The organism is Alloalcanivorax profundimaris, assembly GCF_015265435.1.
GTDB classification, from domain to species: Bacteria; Pseudomonadota; Gammaproteobacteria; order Pseudomonadales; family Alcanivoracaceae; genus Alloalcanivorax; species Alloalcanivorax profundimaris.
On record NZ_JABJWH010000036.1, the window covers coordinates 125,979 to 147,360 of the forward strand.

At 67.3% G+C, this 21,382-nt stretch carries 21 protein-coding genes and 1 tRNA gene; 8 read left to right on the forward strand and 14 right to left on the reverse strand.

Going from position 1 to position 21,382, the window contains the following annotated elements:
• The first annotated feature begins 3 nt into the window (after window positions 1-3).
• Window positions 4-528, forward strand: coding sequence for a DUF1415 domain-containing protein (locus HMJ39_RS15210; RefSeq protein ID WP_323370926.1), 525 nt, complete (start codon window positions 4-6; stop codon window positions 526-528).
• Here the strand turns inward: HMJ39_RS15210 and HMJ39_RS15215 are convergent.
• Window positions 525-1,217 carry a pseudouridine synthase gene (locus HMJ39_RS15215; protein ID WP_194297941.1) on the reverse strand — a complete coding sequence of 231 codons (693 nt, stop codon included), beginning with the start codon at window positions 1,215-1,217 and terminating at the stop codon, window positions 525-527. The genes HMJ39_RS15210 and HMJ39_RS15215 overlap by 4 nt on opposite strands.
• Window positions 1,218-1,302: 85 nt before the next feature.
• On the opposite strand from HMJ39_RS15215, the gene rep reads away from it, so the two are divergent.
• A complete protein-coding gene (rep, locus tag HMJ39_RS15220) occupies window positions 1,303-3,324 on the forward strand; it encodes a DNA helicase Rep (RefSeq protein ID WP_161382912.1) in 2,022 nt (673 codons plus the stop codon).
• Window positions 3,325-3,330: 6 nt separating this feature from the next.
• Here the strand turns inward: rep and HMJ39_RS15225 are convergent, their stop codons facing one another.
• From HMJ39_RS15225 to HMJ39_RS15240, 4 genes are all read right to left on the reverse strand, one after another.
• Window positions 3,331-3,681 carry a c-type cytochrome gene (locus HMJ39_RS15225; protein ID WP_256244469.1) on the reverse strand — a complete coding sequence of 117 codons (351 nt, stop codon included), beginning with the start codon at window positions 3,679-3,681 and terminating at the stop codon, window positions 3,331-3,333.
• A 2-nt stretch (window positions 3,682-3,683) separates the two neighbouring features.
• Entirely contained in the window at window positions 3,684-4,079 is a 396-nt protein-coding gene (locus HMJ39_RS15230; protein ID WP_256244468.1) for a c-type cytochrome, read from the reverse strand.
• 138 nt (window positions 4,080-4,217) lie between these two features.
• On the reverse strand, window positions 4,218-6,815 hold the full coding sequence (locus HMJ39_RS15235) for a CHASE2 domain-containing protein (protein WP_194297943.1): 2,598 nt from the start codon (window positions 6,813-6,815) through the stop codon (window positions 4,218-4,220).
• Between the two features lie 180 nt (window positions 6,816-6,995).
• A complete protein-coding gene (locus tag HMJ39_RS15240; protein WP_161382910.1) occupies window positions 6,996-7,685 on the reverse strand; it encodes a response regulator transcription factor in 690 nt (229 codons plus the stop codon).
• Window positions 7,686-7,921: 236 nt separating this feature from the next.
• Here HMJ39_RS15240 and HMJ39_RS15245 point away from each other — a divergent pair.
• The 4 genes from HMJ39_RS15245 (at window position 7,922) to HMJ39_RS15260 (ending at window position 12,542) form a co-directional block, all read left to right on the forward strand.
• A tRNA-Arg gene (locus HMJ39_RS15245) sits at window positions 7,922-7,998 on the forward strand.
• 92 nt (window positions 7,999-8,090) lie between these two features.
• Window positions 8,091-9,533, forward strand: a complete 1,443-nt coding sequence (gene pyk / locus HMJ39_RS15250) for a pyruvate kinase (protein ID WP_194297944.1) — start codon at window positions 8,091-8,093, stop codon at window positions 9,531-9,533.
• A gap of 606 nt (window positions 9,534-10,139) precedes the next feature.
• Window positions 10,140-11,513, forward strand: a complete 1,374-nt coding sequence (locus HMJ39_RS15255) for a hypothetical protein (RefSeq protein WP_194297945.1) — start codon at window positions 10,140-10,142, stop codon at window positions 11,511-11,513.
• Between the two features lie 162 nt (window positions 11,514-11,675).
• A complete protein-coding gene (locus HMJ39_RS15260) occupies window positions 11,676-12,542 on the forward strand; it encodes a hypothetical protein (protein ID WP_194297946.1) in 867 nt (288 codons plus the stop codon).
• A gap of 13 nt (window positions 12,543-12,555) precedes the next feature.
• On the opposite strand, the gene nfi is transcribed toward HMJ39_RS15260, so the two are convergent.
• From nfi to HMJ39_RS15305, 9 genes are all read right to left on the reverse strand, one after another.
• Window positions 12,556-13,269 (reverse strand): deoxyribonuclease V, encoded by a 714-nt coding sequence (nfi, locus tag HMJ39_RS15265; protein WP_228462398.1) that lies wholly within the window; start codon window positions 13,267-13,269, stop codon window positions 12,556-12,558.
• Entirely contained in the window at window positions 13,269-14,843 is a 1,575-nt protein-coding gene (locus HMJ39_RS15270; protein WP_194297947.1) for a PepSY-associated TM helix domain-containing protein, read from the reverse strand. The genes nfi and HMJ39_RS15270 overlap by 1 nt, the downstream gene beginning before the upstream one ends.
• Window positions 14,843-15,097, reverse strand: a complete 255-nt coding sequence (locus HMJ39_RS15275) for a hypothetical protein (protein ID WP_161382904.1) — start codon at window positions 15,095-15,097, stop codon at window positions 14,843-14,845. The genes HMJ39_RS15270 and HMJ39_RS15275 overlap by 1 nt, the downstream gene beginning before the upstream one ends.
• Window positions 15,094-15,384 (reverse strand): hypothetical protein, encoded by a 291-nt coding sequence (locus HMJ39_RS15280; protein ID WP_194297948.1) that lies wholly within the window; start codon window positions 15,382-15,384, stop codon window positions 15,094-15,096. Before HMJ39_RS15280 ends, HMJ39_RS15275 begins: the two co-directional genes overlap by 4 nt.
• 74 nt (window positions 15,385-15,458) lie before the next feature.
• Window positions 15,459-16,022 carry a hypothetical protein gene (locus tag HMJ39_RS15285; RefSeq protein ID WP_194297949.1) on the reverse strand — a complete coding sequence of 188 codons (564 nt, stop codon included), beginning with the start codon at window positions 16,020-16,022 and terminating at the stop codon, window positions 15,459-15,461.
• Entirely contained in the window at window positions 16,019-16,618 is a 600-nt protein-coding gene (locus tag HMJ39_RS15290; protein WP_194297950.1) for a hypothetical protein, read from the reverse strand. Before HMJ39_RS15290 ends, HMJ39_RS15285 begins: the two co-directional genes overlap by 4 nt.
• Window positions 16,619-16,893: 275 nt before the next feature.
• On the reverse strand, window positions 16,894-17,100 hold the full coding sequence (locus HMJ39_RS15295; RefSeq protein ID WP_228462399.1) for a hypothetical protein: 207 nt from the start codon (window positions 17,098-17,100) through the stop codon (window positions 16,894-16,896).
• A 125-nt stretch (window positions 17,101-17,225) separates the two neighbouring features.
• A complete protein-coding gene (locus tag HMJ39_RS15300; protein ID WP_194297951.1) occupies window positions 17,226-18,248 on the reverse strand; it encodes a DUF2955 domain-containing protein in 1,023 nt (340 codons plus the stop codon).
• Window positions 18,249-18,251: 3 nt separating this feature from the next.
• Window positions 18,252-19,328: an HlyD family secretion protein gene (locus tag HMJ39_RS15305; protein ID WP_194297952.1), complete on the reverse strand. Its 1,077-nt coding sequence runs from the start codon at window positions 19,326-19,328 to the stop codon at window positions 18,252-18,254.
• Between the two features lie 132 nt (window positions 19,329-19,460).
• On the opposite strand from HMJ39_RS15305, the gene HMJ39_RS15310 reads away from it, so the two are divergent.
• Window positions 19,461-20,558, forward strand: coding sequence for an alpha/beta fold hydrolase (locus tag HMJ39_RS15310; protein ID WP_161382897.1), 1,098 nt, complete (start codon window positions 19,461-19,463; stop codon window positions 20,556-20,558).
• Complete coding sequence (locus HMJ39_RS15315) at window positions 20,555-21,199, forward strand: class I SAM-dependent methyltransferase (protein WP_194297953.1); 645 nt, start codon at window positions 20,555-20,557, stop codon at window positions 21,197-21,199. Before HMJ39_RS15310 ends, HMJ39_RS15315 begins: the two co-directional genes overlap by 4 nt.
• Window positions 21,200-21,382 lie beyond the last annotated feature (183 nt).

Below are 21,382 nucleotides of genomic sequence, written 5' to 3' on the forward strand. Positions count from 1 at the left end.
GCCGTGGATCAACGCACCCTGGCCTGGCTGGAAGGCGCGGTGCTGGGCCTGAAACTGTGCCCCTTCGCCCGTAGGCCCTACGATCAGGGCCGCATCCGGCTGGCGGTCAGCGAGGCCCGGGAGCCGGAGGCGGTGCTGGCCGATCTGAGCCGGGAGCTGACCCACCTGGATCACGACCCGGCGGTGGAGACCACGCTGCTGATCACGCCCTGGGCGTTGGCGGACTTCCTGGACTACAACGACTTTCTCGACCCGGTGGACGCCCTGCTGGCCGAGCACGGCGGTGGCGGCGTCTACCAGGTGGCCAGCTTTCATCCGCGCTATCAGTTCGCCGGCACCACCCCGGACGACGCGGAGAACTACAGCAACCGCGCCCCCTACCCGATCCTGCACATTCTTCGCGAGGACAGCCTGGAACGGGCCCTGGCCGACTACCCGGACGCCGAGGCGATCCCCGAGCGCAACATCGCCACCCTCGACCGGCTCGGCACGGCCCACCTGCGCGCCCTGTTCGAGCGCTGGAGTTAACCGGCGATCTCCGCCTCGGTGAGCGGGCGATAGCGGCCCGGCGCCAGGTCCGGATCGAGGACGATGGCGCCGACACGCTCCCGGTGCAGCGCCACCACCCGGTTGTTGAAGTGGCCGAACAGCCGCTTGATGTGGTGGTAGCGCCCCTCGCTCAAGGTCACCCGGGCCTCCCGCTCACCGAGGATCTCCAGCCCGGCGGGCCGGGTGGTCAGCCCTTCGTAGCGAAAATACAGACCGCGCTGGAACACCGCCGCGTAATCGGCGCCGATGGGGTCCTCGGTGCGCACATGGTAGACCTTGGCGCGGCCGGCGCCGGGCTCGGTGACGCGCCGGGACCAGCGGCCGTCGTTGGTGAGCAGCAGCAGGCCGGTGGAGTTGAAGTCCAGCCGACCGGCCAGATGCAGATCCGCCTTGGCCTCGGCGGGCCCGTCGATCAGATCCAGCACCGTGGGGTGCACCGGGTCCCGGGTGGCGCTCACGCAGCCCGCCGGCTTGTGCAGCATCAAATAGCGCGGACGGCGGCGGCGCAGGCAGACGCCGTCCAGGGCCACCGGGCTGAAGTCGTCCACCGGGCACTGGCCGTCGGTGACGGTGGTCCCGGCCAGGGTGACCCGGCCGGAAGCCAGGGCAAGGCGGGCGCCGCGCCGGCCCAGGGCGGTGTGCAGCGCCAGAAAACGGTCCAGCCTCATGGGCTCCTCGTCGAACGATCCCTGCTACGGGGTAGCGATTCGCTGGTATGATACGCCTTTTCCGATCCTGATCCGCCGGAGTCCTATGTCCACCCTGAATCCCCGTCAACAGGAAGCCGTCCTGTACACCGATGGCCCCCTGCTGGTACTGGCCGGGGCGGGGTCGGGCAAGACCAGCGTGATCACCCGCAAGATCGCCTGGCTGATCCAGGAAAAGGGCGTGCCGGCCCGCCGCATCGCGGCGGTGACCTTCACCAACAAGGCCGCCCGGGAAATGAAGGAACGGGTGCAAAGCCTGGTGGAACGCGGGCAGACCCGGGGCCTGATCGTCTCCACCTTCCACAACCTGGGGCTGCGCATCCTCAAGCAGGAGCTCACCGCCAGCGGCCTGCGCCGGGGCTTCTCGATCCTCGACCAGACCGACAGCAAGGAAATCCTCAAGGAGATCCTGCGCCAGGGCGAGTCCGAGCAGGACCTGAACGCCGTCGACGCGGTGCAAAAGCGCATCTCCGACTGGAAGAACGAACTGATCCTGCCCCAGGAAGCGGCCAGCCGCGCCGAGGAGGCCGCCGACCTGCGCGCGGCCATGGCCTACGAGGGCTACAGCCGCATGCTGCGGGCCTGCAACGCGGTGGACTTCGACGACCTGATTCTGCTGCCCGCCCAGCTGTTCCGCGAGCAGCCGCGCATTCTCGACAAGTGGCGCCATCGCATCCAGTACCTGCTGGTGGACGAATACCAGGACACCAACGGCGCCCAGTACGAGCTGGTGCGCATGCTGACCCAGCCGGAGGGCCGCTTCACCGTGGTCGGCGACGACGACCAGTCGATCTACGCCTGGCGCGGCGCGCGCCCGGAAAACCTGGCGCGGCTGCAGGAGGACTGGCCGGCGTTGCGCGTGGTCAAGCTGGAGCAGAACTACCGCTCCACCGGCCGCATCCTCAAGGCCGCCAACACCGTGATCGCCAACAACCCCCATGTGTTCGAGAAGAGCCTGTGGTCGGACCACGGCTACGGCGAGGCGATCCGCATCGCCGCCCTGCGCGACGAGGACGCGGAAACCGACTGGATCGCCGGCGACATCTTCCATCGTCGCCTGCAGAACCGGCAGCAATGGAAGGATTTCGCGGTGCTCTACCGGGGCAACTTCCAGTCCCGGATCCTGGAGATGAAGCTGCAGTCCCTGCAGATTCCTTACAAGGTGTCCGGCGGCACCAGTTTCTTCGGCCGCGGCGAGATCAAGGATCTGATGTGCTACCTGCGGCTGCTGGTCAATCCGGACGACGACAACGCCTTCCTGCGCGTGATCAACACGCCGCGCCGGGAGATCGGCCCGGCCACCCTGGAAAAACTGGCCGGCTGGGCGGCGAAACGGGACCAGGGCCTGTACCACGTCTGTGACGACTTCGCCCTGGGCGAGGTGATGCCCGGCAAGGCCGCCGAGAAACTGCGCGCCATCAAGCAGTGGCTGGATGAGAAGCGCCGCGCCTGCTTCGGCCACAACAGCCTGCAGGCGATCCACGAGCTGATCACCGAAATGGACTACGAGGGCTGGGTGATGCAGAACGCCTCCAGCCCGCGCATCGGCGAGAAGCGCATGGAGAACGTCTGGCAGTTGGTGCGCAACATCCAGCGCATGCTGGAAAAACAGGAAGAGGAGGACGACGGCGCCTCCGACCTGGAAGCGGTGATCAGCAAGCTGGTGCTGATGGACATGCTCGAGCAGCAGGAAGAGGAAGACGACTCCGACCGCGTTCAGCTGATGACCCTGCACGCCTCCAAGGGCCTGGAGTTCCCCCATGTCTACATGATGGGCGTGGAGGAGGAGCTGCTGCCCCACCGGGCCAGCATCGAGGACGACAACATCGTCGAGGAGCGGCGCCTGATGTACGTGGGCATCACCCGGGCCCGGGAGAGCCTGGCGCTGACCCAGGCGCTGACCCGCAAGCAGTACGGCGAGCGGGTGGACACCATCGCCAGCCGGTTCCTGGAAGAACTGCCGCTGGACGACCTGGTGCGCATCGGCGAGGGGTTCGAGAAGGATGAGGAAGCGGAGGACCGGGTGGCGGAAAACAGCATCGCCAACCTGAAGGCTCTTCTGGATTAGACCCGGTTATTGGGCGCCGCTCTGCTTGAGCATATAGATGACGGTGGCTTCCAGCTCTTCGTCGGTGCAGTCGAAGCAGGTGCCACGGGGCGGCATTCCCATCTGGCCCTCGATGGCGACCTTCACCAGGTGCTCGAAGCCTTCTTCCTCGACCTCATGGGACCAGTGCAGCCGGTATTCCGGCCCGACCCGGGGGGCGCCCGCCATGCCACGGCCGTGGCAATTGACGCAGTAGCGACCGTAGATGGCCGCCGGAGGGCGGGGTTCGGCGCGCTCGGCGCCGGCGTCACGGGCCGGCTCCGGGTCACCGCAGCCGGTCAGGGCCAGCGCCAGTGCCAGGGAGCCGGCGACGCGCACTCTTACTTGCTCTGGCCGACGATGTATTCCACGGCGGCGTGAATCTCTTCCTCGGAGCAATCGGCGCACATGCCCTTGGCCGGCATGGCGTTGAAGCCTTCGTAGGCGTGCTTGACCAGGGTCTCCATGCCCTTGTCGATGCGCGGCGCCCAGGCGGCGGCGTCGCCCAGCTTGGGCGCGCCGGCGGCACCGCTGGCGTGGCAGGCGGCACAGCCGCTGTTGTAGACCTGTTCCCCGGAACGCGGCTCCCCGGAGCCTTCCTCGGCGGCGGCCACCTGGGCGCCGCATTCCTCGCCCTCGACGCAGACACTGCCCACCGGCTGCAGGCGCTCGGCGGTGGCGCGGTCACTGAAAATGGAACGCTGACCCAGCGGGTAGGAGGAATTCTCGGCCGCCACGGCGGTTCCGGCAAAAAGGGTGGCCAGGAGAACCAGGCTGGCTGACAGCAGTTTTTTCACAATGACACCTCTGATAGCTGCGACTTGCCCCGGGGGCCGCCGGATTATACCCGTAGAGAACACGGGGAAAAAGGGCCGCTACAGGTGGTCCACCTGGATGCGCGGTAACGACAGGGTGAAGCAACTGCCCTCGCCGGGCTCGCTCTGCACGGTGATGTCGCCGCCGTGACGCTCGGTGACCACCTTGACGAAGCGCAGGCCCAGGCCGGCGCCCCGGGTGCGGGCGCCACCACTGCTGCTGGCACGGCTGAAGCGCTCGAACAGGCGCTCCTGGAAGGCCTCCGGGATGCCCACCCCCTGGTCGCGGACCTGGCACACCACCCGATCCTCGGCGGCGAAGAGCCGCACGTCCACGGTGCCGCTTTCGTGGCTGTACTTCACGGCGTTGGTGAGCAGGTTCACCACCAGCCGCTCGAGCAGCTCGTTGTTGCCCCGCACCCAGACGTCCTCGTCCTCGTTGTATTCGAAGCGCAGGCCGATGTCCCGGGACTGGGCCTGGATCTGCACCTGGTCCACGGCGGACTCCACCACGTCGAGCATGTCCTGCTCGATCATTTCCACCGCTTCCTCGGATTCCACCCGGGCCAGCTGCAGGAACTGCTCGGCGATGTTCAGGTTGCGCTGGGCGTAGTGCTCCACGTTGTCCAGGAACTCACGCAGGCGCTCGCCGTCCTCGCCGTGGCGCATCTTGCCGATCAGCGCCAGCACCGAAACCATCGGCGAACGCAGATCGTGGGACAGGAAGTCGAGCATCTCGGTGCGGGTGCGCATCGCCTGCTTGACGTCGGAAATGTCCTTGAGGCTGATGATCAACATGCGCCCGGGCTGGTCGCCGGCGTGCACCAGGATCATATCCAGGTACAAATCCATGCCGCGCCGGTTGCGGCATTCCTTCTGCACCCGGCCGTCGGCCAGCACCGTCTGCACCAGGTCCACCCACTGGCGCTCGCCACTGAATTCCAGCTCGCGGCCGATGTCCGCCAGCCCCAGGGTGTCCTGGCCAACCCCTTCCAGGCTCAGCAGGTAGGCAGCCTGGGGATTGATGAACACCACCCCGCCGCAGGCGTCGCAGATCAGCACGCCCTCGCTCATCTGCGCCAGGCCCACCTGAAAGAAACGGGTCAGCGTCTGCTGACGCTGCTCTTCGTTGCGAAGCTTCTCCACGTGCTTCTCGATCACCTCGTAGCGCGGCCCGCCAGAGCGGCCGGGGGCCTCGGTGCGGGCCAGCATCGCGCGAATCCAGTAATCGTAGGTGTCGGCGTCCAGGCCCTGGCGCCAGGCCACGGACAGCTCGTAGCGTTTGCCTTCGTGGCGGAACGGGTAACGGCGTGCGAGCTGCCCGCGCCAATCCACCGGCGCCAGCTGCTCGCCACCGGACACCGGAGCGCCACCTTGTGTCTGCAGCCGCCAGGCGCGCACCGGCAGCACCTGATCGAGCATGCGCAGCATCCGCGACATGGGCGCCGGCTCGGTAAGGCGGCGGTTCAGGTCGCTGTACTCCGCCAGCCGCGCCAGGGCGTTGCGCATATAGGCCATGGAATATTCCAGGCGCCGCCAGGTCCACAGCGGGTAGGCGACGATCGCCGAGAGCAGCGCCGCCGCCGGCGCGAACCACAGCCCGAACAACGCCAGCAGCCCGTAGCAGACCGCCAGGGTCAGGCCCAGGGAGGCGAGCACCAGGGGAATGCTCCAGCGCGGCAGCACCAGCGGCAGCAGCAGGGGCGTGATCAGCGCCAGCAGCACCCCCAGCAGCAGGGTAGGCACCGACGACAGACCCTGGATCAGTTGGCCACGGCGCAGGGCGTCGAAGATATTGGCGTTGATTTCCACCCCGGCCATCAGCTCGCCCTGGCCGGCCAGGGGCGTGGGGAGCACGTCGCCGAGCCCGGCGGCGGTGGCGCCGATCAGCACGAACTGATCCTTGATCAGCTGATCCGGCACCCGGCCTTCGAGCACGTCCACGGCGGACACCTGAGGGTAGGTGCCGGCGGGCCCCACGAAAGGAATGTAGCGCGGGTACTTGCGCACATTGGCGAGCCCGGAAAAACCTTCACCGTCTCCCGCCGGGTAGCGGTCCGGGGACAGCAGCCCCTCGCCTTCCAGCAGCGCCTGGGTAATGTGCGGCCACCAGGGCTGGCCGATCCCCGAGCGCATGTACACCGACCGGGCGACCCCGTCGCCATCCAGCTCCAGATCCACATGGCCCAGGCCCTTGGCGGCGCGGGCGAAGGAGGCGTGGGGCAGCACCTCGGTGAGCTGCCCGCCGGAGCGCAACTGCTCCACGTGCACCGGCAGATAGACGTTGCCGGCGTTCTTGATGGCGTCCACCAGGGCCTGGTCGGATTCCGGGCGGGCCCGGTCCGGCTCGGAGAGAATCAGGTCCATGAGAATGGCCCGCGCGCCCTGCTCGTGGAGCTGATCGAGCAGCTCCGCGTGCACCCGCCGGTCCCAGGGCCAGCGGCCAATCTCGCGCAGGCTGTACTCGTCGATGCCGACGATCAGCACGTCACCGGAGGGCTCCATGGGCAGCCACTCCATCATGCTGTCGTAGACATAACGGTTAAAGAAGGAAAGCGCGCCGCTGATCGACAGGAGCACGCACAGCCCCGCCACGACCAACAGCACCGAGAGGTGCTCGATGAAATAGCGTTTTTGCTCGGAACCCGGGTTCGCCATGGTGCCCCTGAAAATCGTCACTGCGCAGCCGCCAGCGCTGTCCTTATATTCTCCCGGCGCCGGCCGGCCGTGAGTCGGCGGAGAATCGATTATACGCTGACGGCCCGGTCCGGGCAGCGTCTCGGAGCAGCCGGTGGGACACGACCCCCTGGCGCCGGGGCCGCGGACGGCCCGGGACGATTACTCGTCGATTGGCTCCAAGCGGTAACCGTGCTGGTACACCGTCTTGATCCGATAGCCGCGCTCCGGCCGGATTTGCAGACTACGACGAATACGACTGATATGCACGTCCACGGTGCGGGATTCGATCGGCGTCATGATCCCCCACACTTTTTCCAGCAGATGGGCCCGCGACATCAGCTTGCCCACGTTCTGGAACAGATAGCAGGCCAGCTCGTAATCCTTATCGGTGAGCTTGATGGGTTCCTCATCAAGAAAAATCTGGCGTCGACCACGGTCGATCGTCCAGGGTCCCACGGTCATCATTCCTTGATCATCCATGTCGGCCACGCCCGCCCTTCGCCCCAACGCGGTGAGGCGGGCCAGCAGTTCCGCTTGTTTCACAGGCTTAACCATATAATCGTCGGCCCCCTGGCTGAGTGCCCCAACGATCGAGGACTCGTCGTCGCGCTGGGTGGCGAACAGCACCGGCGTTTTGTTGCCGCTGGCCCGCACCTCCTCCAGGACGGCGTAGCCGCTCATATCGGGGACTTCCCAATCGAGCACCAGTAAATCGAATGTATCCCTGCGCAGCAGGCTCATGAATTCCCGCCCACTGGAGAGATGCGTGCAGGTATGCCCAGCTTCCTTGAGCCAGTGCGTGACCAGCTCGGCCTGGGCGTGATCGTCTTCTAGGTAAGCAATACGCACCGTTTCTACTCCATCCCAATGCTGCAAGAGGGTAACCAAACGGACTTCGGTTGGCGGGAAAAGATTGTAAAATGCCGCCGCGCGCGGCGCACCACCGTTCGGCGGGCGCCATCATACCGTTCCGCGGCGGCGGCCCCAATGCCCGCGTCTCCCATGGACTCCCCGGCCGCAACCCGCTATCATGCGCGCCACTTATCGGCTCCCGGCCCCACACGGCTTTCGGGAGGCCCCGATATCCGCCCGTAGCTCAGCTGGATAGAGCGTCGCCCTCCGGAGGCGAAGGTCTCAGGTTCGAATCCTGACGGGCGGGCCACTTTCCCCGCTCCCCGAACGGCCCGGTCCCCAAACCGTCACCCTTTTTTGCCACAATAGCGTCATCATCCATCGTACCCGGGAAAGATCGCGATGTTCCGACGCACCAAAATCGTGGCCACCCTTGGCCCCGCCTCCTCCGCCGCCGACACTCTGGCCGCCCTGATCGACGCCGGCGTCAATGTGTTCCGCCTCAACTTTTCCCACGGCGGCGCCGACGACCACCGCGCGGTGGCGGCCCGGGTGCGCGAGCAGGCGGATGCCCTGGGCCGCACCGTGGCCCTGCTCGGCGACCTGCAGGGGCCGAAGATCCGGGTCGCCCGCTTCCGCGACGGCCCGGTGATGCTGCGCGCCGGCGAACCCTTCATCATCGACACCGCCCTGGACAAGGACGCCGGCGACGCCGGGGCGGTGGGCACCGACTACGCCGGCCTGGCCGAAGACTGCCGCCCCGGCGACGTCCTGCTGCTCAACGATGGCCTGATCCAACTGGAAGTGGACGCCGTGGAAGGCACCCGGGTGCGCTGCCGGGTCACCGTGGGCGGCGAGCTGTCCGATAATAAAGGCATCAACCGGCTGGGCGGCGGCCTCAACGCCGACACCCTCACCGACAAGGACCGCCGCGACCTGCACCTGGCCGCCGAGCTGGATCTGGATTTCCTGGCGCTGTCTTTCCCGCGCCATGCCGACGACATTCACCTGGCCCGCGCCCTGTACCGGGAAGCCGGCGGCCAGGGCGACATGGTCGCCAAGATCGAACGGGCCGAGGCGGTGGCCGAGCCGGACACCCTGGATGCCCTGATCGAGGCCTCCGATGGCGTCATGGTGGCGCGCGGCGACCTGGCGGTGGAAATCGGCGACGCCGAGCTGGTGGGCGTGCAGAAGCACATCATCCGCCGGGCCCGGGACCTGGACCGCTTCGTGATCACCGCCACGCAGATGATGGAGTCCATGATCCACAGCCCCCAGCCCACCCGCGCCGAGGTCTCCGACGTGGCCAACGCGGTGCTGGACGGCACCGACGCGGTGATGCTGTCCGCGGAAACCGCGGTGGGCGATTACCCGGTGGCCACGGTACAGGCCATGGACCGCATCATCCTGGGCGCCGAGCGCACCTACCAGAACCGCCCGCCCAATCAGCGCCAGGAGCAGGCCATGCACCGCTCCGACGAAGCCATCGCGCGGGCGGCCATGCACGTGGCCAACCACCTGGACAACGTCAAGGCCATCGTCGCCATGACCGAGACCGGCACCACCGCGCGGCTGATGTCCCGGGTGCGCTCCGGCATGCCGATTTTCGCCTTCACCCCGGACCCGCGCACCCAGCGCCGGGTGGCGATCTACCGGGGCGTGGAACCGCGCCGGTTCGACATGGCCCCCTACCCGGGCGACCAGGCCAACAACGAAGCGGTAACGCGGCTGCGCGAAGCCGGCCAGGTGGCCAACGGCGACCGGGTGATTCTCACCCGGGGGGACGCGGTGCGCGTGGGCGGTGGCACCAATACCCTGAAAATCGTCACCGTGGGCGAGACCTGATCCCGGCACGCGGACACATCTCGCAACATTTTTCGGGGCGGTTTCGTGCCGCTCCGGCCCCGACCCGCCGACAACCTGAACGAGTGAACACCTGTTCCCGTTACGAAAAATGAAACCGCCGCGAATAGGACGTTTCATTTTTCCGTATCGGCGGCAACGCCACTGTAGCGGATTCCAGAGAGCCCGTGGGGGCGCACCGTCCTCCCCCGCTTTCCCCTGACCTGTGAAAACGGATTCCACCCCGCCAATAATCAACCGGTGTTCACTTTTCCACCCGGAAGGCGCGCCGGATCCTCCACGGCGCCAACATACCAACCGGTATTTTGGCGCTTTACAGTATTGCTTCGGCGATAAAAGGGGCTCTAAGATAGCCCGTGACGGCCGGGTGAAACCGTGTAATCGCGGGGTTTCGCCAAAAGTCTAGTGGACTTGTTCAGCACGAACGTGTCCGCTCGGGAGACGATGCCCTGGGAAGGGCATGCGAGAGGGTTTCATCGTTCATCGCCTGAAACGGGTTTGTCACCCCGGGGGTGGTGGCCGGTGAAGGATGACCGGAGTACGACCCTCTGAGATACCAATAAACTTCGAAGAAACAGGACAAAAACAATGGCACTTAAGTGGACCAAAGACGCTCAGGGAGCGCTGAACAGTCATTCCGACCAGCCCCGCCTTTCCAAACTGACCAAAGCCATCGGCATGGCCGCCGTGTTCGGCGCCACCGCCGCGCTGTCTCCGATGGCCCAGGCCATCAAAACCGATTTTGGCCTGGAGTACCGGGCCACCGCGTTCGCCAACCAGCTTGATGAGGATGGCCTGCCCGCCGGTGCCACCGATGACAGCGACACCGGTTTTGGCCACCTGATCCGGGTAAAAAGCAACTTTCTTGATGAGGATACCGGTATTTCCGTGTACACCAGCGTGGAAGTAGCCGGTGACCGCTGGGTCGGTGACAATCATCCAAACGCCACCGGTACTCCTTCCTACAACAGTTCCAGTCGTGGTGACAGTGTGCGTCTGGACCTGGGTTATGTGCAGATTCCGGTTGGACATACCGTGTTCCGTGTAGGCAGACAGGCAACCAGTTACAATAATTGCTTTCTCGTGTGCGACGACCGCCGCGACCGCATCCTGATGGTTCAACCGTTTAGCAAGACCACCAGCATGGTCCTGGGTTATGATCGTCGTTCTGATGCCACCCCTTACTCCAACGTCGATAACGGCGACATGTCGCTGCTTGGCGTGACCTCCAAGATCAGCGATTGGGATGCCAGCCTGCTGTGGGTGCAGTGGTACAACAACTATGAAGGCGCTGGTGGCCCTCCGACTCAATATCCGCTCTCAAATGTGACGCTTTTCTCTGGTTACCTGGACGGCAGCATTGGCGAAGCGCTGAACATGGCAGTCGGTTTCAACGTTTTCACCAACGGCAATGTGGAAACCGGTACCCCCGGTGACGATCGCTTCTTCCAGGAAGACGCACCCTCCGCCTACCTGCGTCTGGGCACCAACGTGGGCATCGTCGACCTGGGCGTTCAATACGCCGCTACCCGTGACGGCGGTCTGATCTCCCCTGGCTTCGATACCTGGTCCAGCCTGATCAACTCCAACCCGGAAGCCACCCAGAGCGCCAGCAGCCTGTATCGCATGGGCGGTACGCTGGGCCGGAAGGACTTCGACGAGGATCTGCTGATCGGCCGCGCCAAGTTCAATTTGACGCCGAAATTCTCCATCACCGGCGCCGTGGGCCAACTCTCCGTGGACAATGGCACCGTCGACGACGACAGCATGGTCTATGACCTGCAGTTCGCCTACCAGGCCAACAAGAGCCTGCGTACCTGGCTGTCCGTGGGCATGATGGAGGAGAACGAAGCGGGTACCCTGGCCGGCAATGACCTGCTTGGCTTCGGCCCCTCCGACGGTGGCTCCTTCGCCAACGACGACGTGAAAGCCGCCAGCCTGAACATGAGCGTGAGCTTCTAAGCGCTCCCAGGCTGCATCGTCAGACACGGAATCGGGGCGACCTTGGTCGCCCCGTTTTCGTTTCCGGGCCGCACCACCGGCGCGCGCCACTGGACAAAGTCTTTCCCCGTTGCCCAAACTCTGTTGTCCCCGCTCCAGCTTTTTTGATACGGAACTACTTTCATGATCAAGCTCACTGCCAGAACCGTGCTGTTTTCCAGCGTTCTCGCCGCCTTCAGCCTGAGTGGCTGCGCCCTCACCGACGCGGAAGCGGAGCAGGCCCTGGAGATCGCCGACAGCCCTTCCAACCTGAACACGCCGCAACCGGACTGGGACACCCCGTTCTGGGAACGGTGGAGCCAGGCGCAACCCGACGGCAACAAGGGCGACCAGCCCCGCGCCGTCAGCTTTAACCGGCGCGATCAGCCGCTCGCCAACGTGGCGCTGGTCACGGACGGGGCCGTGCAAGCCGCCCTGCCGGAAACCCTCACCAAGGAGGCGGCGGAGCACGGCCTGTTGGTCCTGCCCAAAGGGCTGGTCCAGGACGCCATCGCCCACACCTCCGAGTGCAACGACCTCGCCAGCCAGGCCTGCCGCTCGGCGCTGGCGGTCTACCCCGGCGCCCGCCTGCTGGTCCAGGCCCGCGCCGGGGACGGCGGCCGGGTCGCCGTCCGGGTATGGGACACGGCGCTGGACAAGGAACTTACCGAGCGCGTCGCCAACAACGACCAGGGCGCCGCCCGCCTGCTTGACAGCCTGGCCAGCCAGGCCGCCACGGCGGATTGGTCAGCGCGCCCGTTCCAGGGCGAGGGCAATGCCCTGTACATCGCCGCCGGCCGCGTCAACGGCCTGGCGGAAGGCACCGTGCTGGAAGTACGTGAACCGGGCCGGCCGGTGCGCACCCCCACCGGGCAGGTGGTGGCGTGGCGCGCCGGCGAGGTGGTGGGCAAGGCGAAGGTGGCCGAGTGGGTGGGCGCCACCCTGTCCAGAGTCGAACCGGTCAGCGGCACCGCGCCCAGCCCGGCTCACCGCCTTTCCCTGGCGCCCTGATCCGCCCGCGACGTCAGCGCAGTTGATCAAGCCGGGCCAGCCAGCGCTGGCCCCGGTTGGACGCCAGGCCGTCCGCCCAGCGGGTGGTTTCCGGCAGCCGGTAGCGGGTGGTGAAGTGCATCACCAGTTCCAGAGCGGCGGGCAGATCCAGCCGGTGGCCCGGTGAGATGAACAACGGCTTGACCCCGGGCCGGGTGCGCAGCACCGCGCCCAGGGTCTCGTCGCCGTCCTTCAGCGGGGTCCATTCACCCCACCCTTCGGGCACCGCGCCATGGCGCCCGCACAACTTCTTCTTGGCGACCCCCACGGTGGGCAGACCGGTGAGCACGCCCAGGTGGGCGGCGATGCCCAGGCGGCGCGGATGCGCCACCCCATGGCCGTCGCACAGCAGCAGGTCCGGCGCCACGCGCAGTTGCTCCAGGGCACGCAGAATCACCGGACATTCCCGGAACGACAGCAGGCCGGGCACATAGGGGAAGGTCACCGGCAGCCGCGCCAGCGCGTAGTCCACCGGCTCCAGGTCCGCGTAACGCAGCACCACCACGGCGGCCCGGGCTGTGTCGCCATTCTCGAAGCCCACGTCCACGCCCGCCACCGTTGCCGGCGGCAGCGCCACGTCGGTCTCCAGTCGGACCCGGGCGGCGCTCTCATGTTGCAGGGCACGGGCGCGGGCCGGCGTCATGCCCGCCCAGTCCCGTTGCAGTTGGTGCGCGTCGATGATGGCCATCAGGCCGGATCCGGGTCCACCGGATTGGCCGCCGTCACCGGGTGGGCGGCGCCCACCCAGAGCGGGTGCGGCGCGGCCCGGCGCAGGCGCCGGCGGCGCAGCCGGTCCACCAGGATCAGGCTGGCGGCCACCGCCAGCAGCGAACCGTTGACCAGCAGGAAGTCCGGCTCCAGCCAGGTGTGGAAGCCCTCCAGGGCGCCCTGCACCAGCGGCGCCAGCAGGTACAGGCCGGCGCAGACCTTGGGCCACAGGCCGGCGGTGGTGAGCGGCGCGGCACGGAAGGCGGCGGCCAGGGCGATCAGCAGGGTGACCAGGAAGGCGATCTTTTCCGCCGGGGCGGTCCAGGCCTGCCAGGGGGAGTACAGCATCGGCTTGCTGACGATGAACGCCATGGCCAGCCCGGCCATGACCCCGAAGGTGACGCCCAGGGTGAGGCGCAGCATGAAGGCGGCGGAGCGGCTGGGGCCCTGGCGGTCGGTGCGCCGCTCGCACCACATGATGTTGCCGGAGAAGAACAGCAGGCAGCCCAGCAAGGCCAGGGCGAAATACATCAAGCGCACGAACAGGCCGCCGTAGTCGCCGAAGTGCAGGGAGTACACCGGCGCCATCAGGAAATGGTTGAAGGAGCGCTGGCCGGGACCGCTGACGGTGAGCAGCTCGGCGTTGTCACCGCGCATCACCACATGGGAATAATGCGCCACCTTGCCGTGCACCGAGCCCCCCACGTCCACCACCGCGTTTTCATCGCCGTACTGCTGCAGCTCGATCCAGCCCACGTCCAGTTCCGGCATCGCCTGACGGGCGCCGGCCAGATAGTCGTCGACGCCGGCCATGGCCGCCGGGTTGCCGCTGGCTTCCGGCGTCGGCCAGGCTTCGGAGGCCTCGGTGAAGGCGGGCTGGAACTGGGGCCCGAACACCAGGCCGCCCATCACCAGGGTAACGATGGCCAGGCAGCCCATGGCGGCGCCGGTCCAGGCGAAGATCACGTGGAAGGGGTAGCTGATCACGCCCACCAGGTTATGCAGGTTCTTCCAGTAACGGCGCAGGTTGCCCTGGTGTTTGAGGGCGAAGAATTCCTTCTTGAGCCGGGACCAGTGAATCACCAGCCCGCCGATCAGGGCGGCGCCGTACAGCACCGAGACCACGCCCATGAAGTACAGGCCCACCTTGGGAATGGCCAGCTCGAAATGCAGTTCGTTGACGAATTCGGAGAGGCCGGAACCACCGGCCGGGGCGACCTTCTCGCCAGCGTCGTTGAAATCCGAGGCGTGCTCGGTGTGCCAGACGCTCTCGCCGTCCACGGTCTCCTGCCAGATGGCGGAGGGATCGTCGCCGGGGATCAGGAACATCCAGTTGCCGGCGTTCGGATTATTGGCCACCACGGTATCCAGCAGCGCCTGCATGTTGGCGTCCGGGGCGGCGGTTTCCGTGGCCGCCGGCTCCTGCCAGTGGTGCAGTTCGTGGTGGAACATATTGAGGGCGCCGGCGAAGAACGCCACGAACAACGCCAACCCGGTGAGGATGCCCACCCAGGCGTGCAGATCAATGTGTCGTTTCAGGGTCTCCGCGCGCATCAGGCTCCCCCGTAAAGGCTGGTGGTTTGCAGAAGCAGCCAGGCCACGCCGTTGGCGGCCACCAGGCCAATGCCGGCCCGCCAGGGCGTGCGCGCCATGCCGGCAAGCACGATCAGTACCGCCCAGACCAGTAGTGACAGCAACATCAGCAGCACCAGCCAGTCGCGCCAGTTCACTGGCAGCGCCGCGGCCAGCAGGCCACACAACATCATCGCCAGGGGCAGCCCCAGCACGGCGCCGAGCAGTCCTCTCATGGACGGCCTCCGGCGGCCTTGCCGCGGCCGCCGCGGTAGCTGTCCACCCAGTGGCCGACCAGCATCGGCAGCCCCATGGCCCCCAGGGCGAACACCCAGAGCGCGGTAAACAGGCCGACGCCGGGCCCCAGGCGCCAGGCCCAGCCGGCGAAGGCACCGATCACCATCACCAGGCCGGCGAGTCGGGCGGCTTGCGGCAAGGGGCGGGCCAGCGCCCGTTGCTGACGGTCGGAAAGATAAAGCAGAAAGGTGCCGGCGAGCAGCACGACGGACAAGAGGAGCAGCATAAGGCGCGCATGACGAGCTTGATAACGATTCGCATTTATACGCGCCCGGACCGGCCCGGTCAATGAAAGTCCGGTTACAGCGCCGCCAGGGCACGCTCCGCGGCGGCCACCCGGGCGGCGTCCAGTCCCGGGCCATCCAGCTGATCCCGATCGGGCACCCAGACGTCGGCGAAACGGGCGGCGTCGGCCACCGCCATTTCCGCCGTCAGCAGGGGCAGCTCATGGAGCTGGCCGTGCAGCCCGTCGGCGCGCGACACCGCCAGCAGCCAGCCCTCCGGGCGCTGGTGCAGGCGCACGCCGGGCAAGGCGAACTGCTCCACGTCCTCGCTCACCGCGCAGTGCAGCAGGGCATCGCGCTGGCGGCTGGCGCCCTGGCGCCACAACGCGGAGCCGCCCACCACCACGGCGGAAGGGAAGGTGCGGGCCAGGGCCAGGCACAGATGAGGTTCCTCCGGCGGCTCGGCGCCGCCGAGACGGATGAACACCGGACGCGGCGGCGCCACCTGACGCACCTGGCCGCTTTCCAGCCAGCGCCGGGCCAGCTCCATGGCGGCGTGCTCATCGCCGTCCAGTTGCTGTTTCAGGTCCGCCAGGGTGAACACCATGGGCAGGCGGCCGCCCTCCAGCAAACCGCTCATGGATCCATCGCCCGGGAGGTGTGCTTGTTCAGGCCAAGCCAGCCACGCACCCGCACCAGCCGGCCCAGCAGCCAGCACACCACCGCCACGCGACCGGCCTCTCCGGTGAGACGATCCCGCTCCTGTCGCAGGCGCTCCACATCGTCCTCGAGCAGCCGCCGGCAGCGCTGGCGCTCCTCGCTGAGTGGCGGATGGTTCAGGCCCAGCGTCAACAGGCGTCCCTGGAAATCCTCGATCTGGGCGGCATAGGCGCGATCCACTACGCTGAAGGCGCTCAGGCGCTGAATCCCGGCGCGGCGTTGATGGCGGCGACCGGGTTTCTCCTGACGGCCCGCTCCGAACCAGCCACCCAGCAGGTGCAGGAGCCGCCACCACGCCGGCCGCCGCTCGGTGGCCCGCAGATACCATGCCCAGGCCTGCAGACGGGCAATGTCGTAGCGCAGTTCACGCAGCCGCTGCCGGCGCCCGCGACGGGGCCCCACGCCGGCGCGGTAGACCACCAGATACTCATGCAACGCCAAGGCCCGGTTATCCACCGCGTCCACGGTCAGCCGGGCTGGCGATTCCGGCCCCACCCATTTCGCCTGGGTTCCCATCGGGCTACTCCTCATCGGTTAGGTCGGCGCGGGAGCGAACGTCGCCGCCGGGCCGTGCAGCCTGCTTACTCTAGCCAGTGGACACCGGGGCGCCAAAGACATAAACGGTCAGGATTGAGTGAAGGGATGTAGTGGAATGTATCCCTTCGCAAAAAATTGCCGCCCAAATATACGCATTTCCGTTCCGGCACCCGCCACCGGCCTTCGCCGGCCACAAAAAAAGGCCGCCCGGTGATTCCCCCGAGCGGCCTTTTTTCTGGTGAAGGAAGCGACGGTTATTTGTTGCCGTCCCCGTCCATGGCTTCGCCCATTTCCTCACCGGCTTCCTTGGTTTCATCCCAGGCATCGCCCATCTCTTCACCGGCCTCTTCCATGGGGCCCTGTTCGGTGACTTCATCGACGGCGTCGTCGGCTTTCTCGCCGGCTTTTTCCATCGGGCCCTGCTGGTCACAGCCAGCCAGGCCGAGCATGGCGCCAAACATGATGGTTACAAGTCCTTTGCTAAAAGTACGCATAGTCACTCCTCGACGTGTCGTGATCGTTGAGGAGCAATCTAGCGTCACGATCGGCGCCTGAACAGGGAGGGGGGCCGGGATTTTCCTGTATTTTACGAATCCTCCGCGGCGCCCACCCGGTAACGGGTAAGCGGCGACAGGTTCAGCAGCTTGTGCACCAGGTAAATCACGGTGAGCGCCACCAGCACCGCCACGGCGATGGAACTGAACCGGTACAGGGTGGCGTAGACCGCGTCACCTTCCGGCGTCAGGTATTGCCCGAAGATCACCGCGATGGTGGTACAGGCGGCGAAACCGGCGCCGGAGCGGCCCTCCAGCAAATGCTGCCGGGCGCAGACCATCAGGGCCACCCAGTAGAGCGGCGCGGAAAGAATCCAGTAGCCGTACCAGTCGTACAGAAGCAGCTGGATCGCCAGCGCCAGATTGCAGCCCAACAGCACCCCCACCGCGCGCCGGCCGCCGTACTCGGCGGCGCCGGCGAAGCTCATGGGAAACAGCATCAGCAGGGTGGTGACCTGGGCGGACAAGGAATCGCTCAAGGAAAAGATCTGGAACACCAGAAAACTGACCGTGGCCACGGTGGCGCCCAGCAGCACCTGGTGGCGGCGCTGGGCATCGCTTTTCGGTTCCGGCGCCGGCGGAGGGGTCACCTGGCGCGGCGGCAACAACCAACCCAGCACCCAGGCCACCGCCACGGTGAAAACGGCCGCCGCCAGGTTCGCCTTGGCCATGCCGGTGACGTCCAGGTCCGGATAGCTGGCGAAGTGGAACAGCACACTGGCCGCCACCAGCCCCTGGGCACCGAAGAGGAAATACGGTCCCGTGGCCATGCAATGAAAGCGCACCGCGAACAGAGCCCAGACCAGGGGCGTGATCAGCAGCGGCCGGTCGCCGAACAGGCCGCTGATCAGATACACCTCGACGATGTTGATCATCGCCGCGGCGATGAACTGAAAGGCGGCGTGGCCGTTCATGCGCGGCACCATGGCCAGCAGCAACACCGGATACACGCAGAAGAACAAGCCGGACGTCCAGGTGGTCAGGTGCATGAACAGATAGCCGGCCAGCGAGCCCAGGCTGATACGCAGACAATGGCGCAGTTGATCGTCGTTCATCGCTCAGTACAGGTAGTGAAGCACGGCCAAGGCACGGATCTGCGCCCAGCCAAAGACGCGGGCCACGGCGGCGGCGATGCCGTGCTCCGGGTACAGCTGCACGGTGGCGCGGGCGCCCACCATCAGTGCGCGCTGCGGCGGCGGGTCCAGGAGCACCAGCCGCACCCGGGCGCGCTGGGCGTCGCGCACCCAGCGATCGCTGTCCTCCACCTCGGCAAGGGCGCCGTCCGGCGTGCCCTGGCCCTGGCGCACACCCCAGCCCCGGGTACCCACTCGGGCCTCGAACACCCGGCCCGGCAGCGCGTCGAACACCACCTCGGCGCGATCGCCGTCGCGGGTGTGGCGCAGGCTCTTTTCACGGAAGTCCGCCGCCACCCAGGCGGGCTCGTCGGACACCAGGCTGAGCACCGGCTCCCGGGCCCGGGCGTAATGGCCCACCTGCAGTTGCCGGTCGGTAACCACCCCGGCCAGGGGAGCCTTCACCTCGGTGCGCCGCAGTTGCAGCCTGGCGGTTTCCAGCTGGTTCATGGCCCGCGCCAGAGCAAGGTTGTCCTGGTCGCCATCACCCAGACGGGTGCCGAGGCGTTTGGTTTCCGCCCGGGCCGCTTCCAGATCCGCCCGGGCCTGCTCCACGGCCACCTGGATTTCTTCCCATTGCTGCCGGGAGACGGCACCGCTGCGGTGCAGATTGTCCAGGCGCCGCTGCTTGCGGCGGGCCTCTTCCAGGGTGGCACGGGCGCCGGTCACCCGGGCCCGGGCCCCGGCCAGCTCCGCCAGCATCACGGTGTTGTCCTGGCCGGCGCCAGTCACCGCCAGTTCGGCGGCGTCCCGGGCCAGCCGGTAGTCCCGATCGTCCACCCGGAACAGCACGTCACCCCGCCCCACCCGATCACCGTCGGCCACCGGCACCTCCATCACCTGGCCGTCCACCTGGGCCGCCACCTGCACCACGTAACGCTGGGCCCGGGCCAGGGTGGTGAGGGGCGCGTAGAGGTCCATCCAGACCACATAGACAAAAATCAGAAAAAACGCCGCCAAGGCCAGGCGCACCCAGCGGCCGAAACGCTGTTCAGGGGTCATTCCATTCTCCAAGGCTGGAGCGCATATTGTATCAAATGAAACCATTTCCGTGTGACCATGCGGTCACCGCTCCCGGGCATCGCATTTCCCGCGGGCAGGCCCTACCATCGGGAAGCAAAAAAAGGAGTGTCCATGAAAGGTTTCAGCGAGCAGTTGGGGGGCCTGGCCCAGCTGGCCACCGCCCTGGGCGGCGAAGTGACGCGGGTGGTGCAGGAGATGCACGGCGCCATCGCCCGGCCGCTGACACCCGGCGACCGGGCCCGGGCGGCGGCGCCGCTGGTGTACGGCTCGATCCGCTACGGCCTGCACCAGGCCGGCCGGCTCACCACCCTGGCCCGCCTGGCCGCCGACCCGGACCGGGAGGCGGACGGCGGGCTGGACCTGCGCAGCGCCGTCAACGGCGTGTTCGGCCAGGTGCTGGATCTTCAGGACAGCGACTACGCGCTCCCCATGGCCCTGCTGCCGGACCCGCCGTCCCTGGAGCGCGGCACCCTGGTGCTGTTCGTGCACGGCCTGTGCCTCAACGAACGCTGCTGGGACAACCAGGCCGCCGCCGACTTCCAGCGCTGGGCGGGCCCGGCCCTGGATGCCCACACCCGCTTTCTGCGCTACAACACCGGGCTGCACATCTCCGAGAATGGCCGCGCCCTGGCCGATCTGCTCAACCGTACCGCCCTGCCCGACCGGCTGATCCTGGTGGGCCACAGCATGGGCGGCCTGGTGTCGCGCAGCGCCCTGCACCAGGGCCGGGCGCGGGGCGATGCCTGGGTGGACAAGCTCAGCCACCTGGCCTGCCTGGGCTCGCCCCACCAGGGCGCGGTGCTGGAGCGGCTCGGCAACCAGGCCAACCGGCTGCTGGGACTGACCCCCTACTCCCGGCCGCTGATGCGCCTGGGCAACCTGCGCTCCGACGGTATCCGCGACCTGCGCTTCGGCTACGTGCTCGAGGAACAATGGCGCGACCGGCCCCTGGACGAAGCCCGCCCCAGCCTCAAGGTACCGCTGGACCCGCACGTGGAGCAGCTGTTCCTGGCCGGCAGCCTGAGCGACGAGCGCAGCGCCGCGCCCCTGGGCGACTGGCTGGTGCGGGTGGACAGCGCCCTGGCCGAGCGCCTCTATCCGGGCGCCGCCAACCTCACCCGCCGGCTGTTCCACCGCATGGGCCACATGGCCATGCTCGAGGACCCGCGCACCTATGCCTGCCTGAAGGAGTGGTTGCCGCGACCATGACCGCCTGCTGCCTGTGCGGCCATCCCCACAGCACCCTGTTCGCCACCGTGGAAGGGCGCCGCTACCTGCGTTGCGACGCCTGCCGGCTGACGTTCCTGAGCCGCGCCCAATTGCCGGACCGGGCGGAGGAAAAGCGCCAGTACGATCTGCACCGCAACGACCCGGACGACGCCGGCTACCGGCGCTTTCTAAGCCAGCTGGCGGCGCCGCTGACGGCGCGGCTGAGCGCCGGCGCCCGGGGGCTGGATTTCGGCTGCGGGCCGGGGCCGGCCCTGGCGCGGATGCTGGAGGAGGAAGGCTTTCCAACGCGGATCTGGGACCCGATCTACGCCGACGATCCGGCCGTTCTGGAGCGGACCTACGACTTCGTGACCTGCACCGAGGTGGTGGAGCACCTGCACCAGCCGGCCCGGGAATGGGCCCGCTTCCAGAGCCTGGTGCCGGCCGGCGGCTGGCTGGGCATCATGACCCGGTTTCTCACCGACGACGATCATTTCCCACGCTGGCATTATCGCCGCGACCCCACCCATGTGTGCTTCTGGCAGCCGCACACCTTCCGCTGGCTGGCGCGCCGGTACGGCTGGGAGGTGGTTCACCTGGACAACCCGGTGGCGCTGCTGCGCCGCCACGGCGGCTGCTGACGGCTCAGCCCGCCACCAGCAGCGCCGCCAGCACCGCGATCAGCGCCAGGGGAACGATAATGAGGAGGCCGCGGGTGACGCGGCCGAGCCAATAGGACCAGTGCATAATCGAGTCTCCGAAGGCCTCGACTGTAGACCGGTCTTCACGTCCTCTTCATGGCCCGAAGGTATGAAAACTACGAA

Excerpts from the sequence above, each read along its gene's own strand:
- HMJ39_RS15290 (WP_194297950.1), bottom strand. The coding sequence starts at position 16,618 with ATGGGAACCCAGGCGAAATGGGTGGGGCCGGAATCGCCAGCCCGGCTG.
- HMJ39_RS15235 (WP_194297943.1), bottom strand. The coding sequence starts at position 6,815 with ATGGCGAACCCGGGTTCCGAGCAAAAACGCTATTTCATCGAGCACCTC.
- rep (WP_161382912.1), top strand. The coding sequence starts at position 1,303 with ATGTCCACCCTGAATCCCCGTCAACAGGAAGCCGTCCTGTACACCGAT.
- HMJ39_RS15285 (WP_194297949.1), bottom strand. The coding sequence starts at position 16,022 with ATGAGCGGTTTGCTGGAGGGCGGCCGCCTGCCCATGGTGTTCACCCTG.
- HMJ39_RS15280 (WP_194297948.1), bottom strand. The coding sequence starts at position 15,384 with ATGCTGCTCCTCTTGTCCGTCGTGCTGCTCGCCGGCACCTTTCTGCTT.
- HMJ39_RS15310 (WP_161382897.1), top strand. The coding sequence starts at position 19,461 with ATGAAAGGTTTCAGCGAGCAGTTGGGGGGCCTGGCCCAGCTGGCCACC.
- HMJ39_RS15255 (WP_194297945.1), top strand. The coding sequence starts at position 10,140 with ATGGCACTTAAGTGGACCAAAGACGCTCAGGGAGCGCTGAACAGTCAT.
- HMJ39_RS15305 (WP_194297952.1), bottom strand. The coding sequence starts at position 19,328 with ATGACCCCTGAACAGCGTTTCGGCCGCTGGGTGCGCCTGGCCTTGGCG.
- nfi (WP_228462398.1), bottom strand. The coding sequence starts at position 13,269 with ATGGCCATCATCGACGCGCACCAACTGCAACGGGACTGGGCGGGCATG.
- HMJ39_RS15215 (WP_194297941.1), bottom strand. The coding sequence starts at position 1,217 with ATGAGGCTGGACCGTTTTCTGGCGCTGCACACCGCCCTGGGCCGGCGC.
- HMJ39_RS15315 (WP_194297953.1), top strand. The coding sequence starts at position 20,555 with ATGACCGCCTGCTGCCTGTGCGGCCATCCCCACAGCACCCTGTTCGCC.
- HMJ39_RS15295 (WP_228462399.1), bottom strand. The coding sequence starts at position 17,100 with ATGTTTGGCGCCATGCTCGGCCTGGCTGGCTGTGACCAGCAGGGCCCG.
- HMJ39_RS15300 (WP_194297951.1), bottom strand. The coding sequence starts at position 18,248 with ATGAACGACGATCAACTGCGCCATTGTCTGCGTATCAGCCTGGGCTCG.
- HMJ39_RS15275 (WP_161382904.1), bottom strand. The coding sequence starts at position 15,097 with ATGAGAGGACTGCTCGGCGCCGTGCTGGGGCTGCCCCTGGCGATGATG.
- HMJ39_RS15260 (WP_194297946.1), top strand. The coding sequence starts at position 11,676 with ATGATCAAGCTCACTGCCAGAACCGTGCTGTTTTCCAGCGTTCTCGCC.
- pyk (WP_194297944.1), top strand. The coding sequence starts at position 8,091 with ATGTTCCGACGCACCAAAATCGTGGCCACCCTTGGCCCCGCCTCCTCC.
- HMJ39_RS15270 (WP_194297947.1), bottom strand. The coding sequence starts at position 14,843 with ATGCGCGCGGAGACCCTGAAACGACACATTGATCTGCACGCCTGGGTG.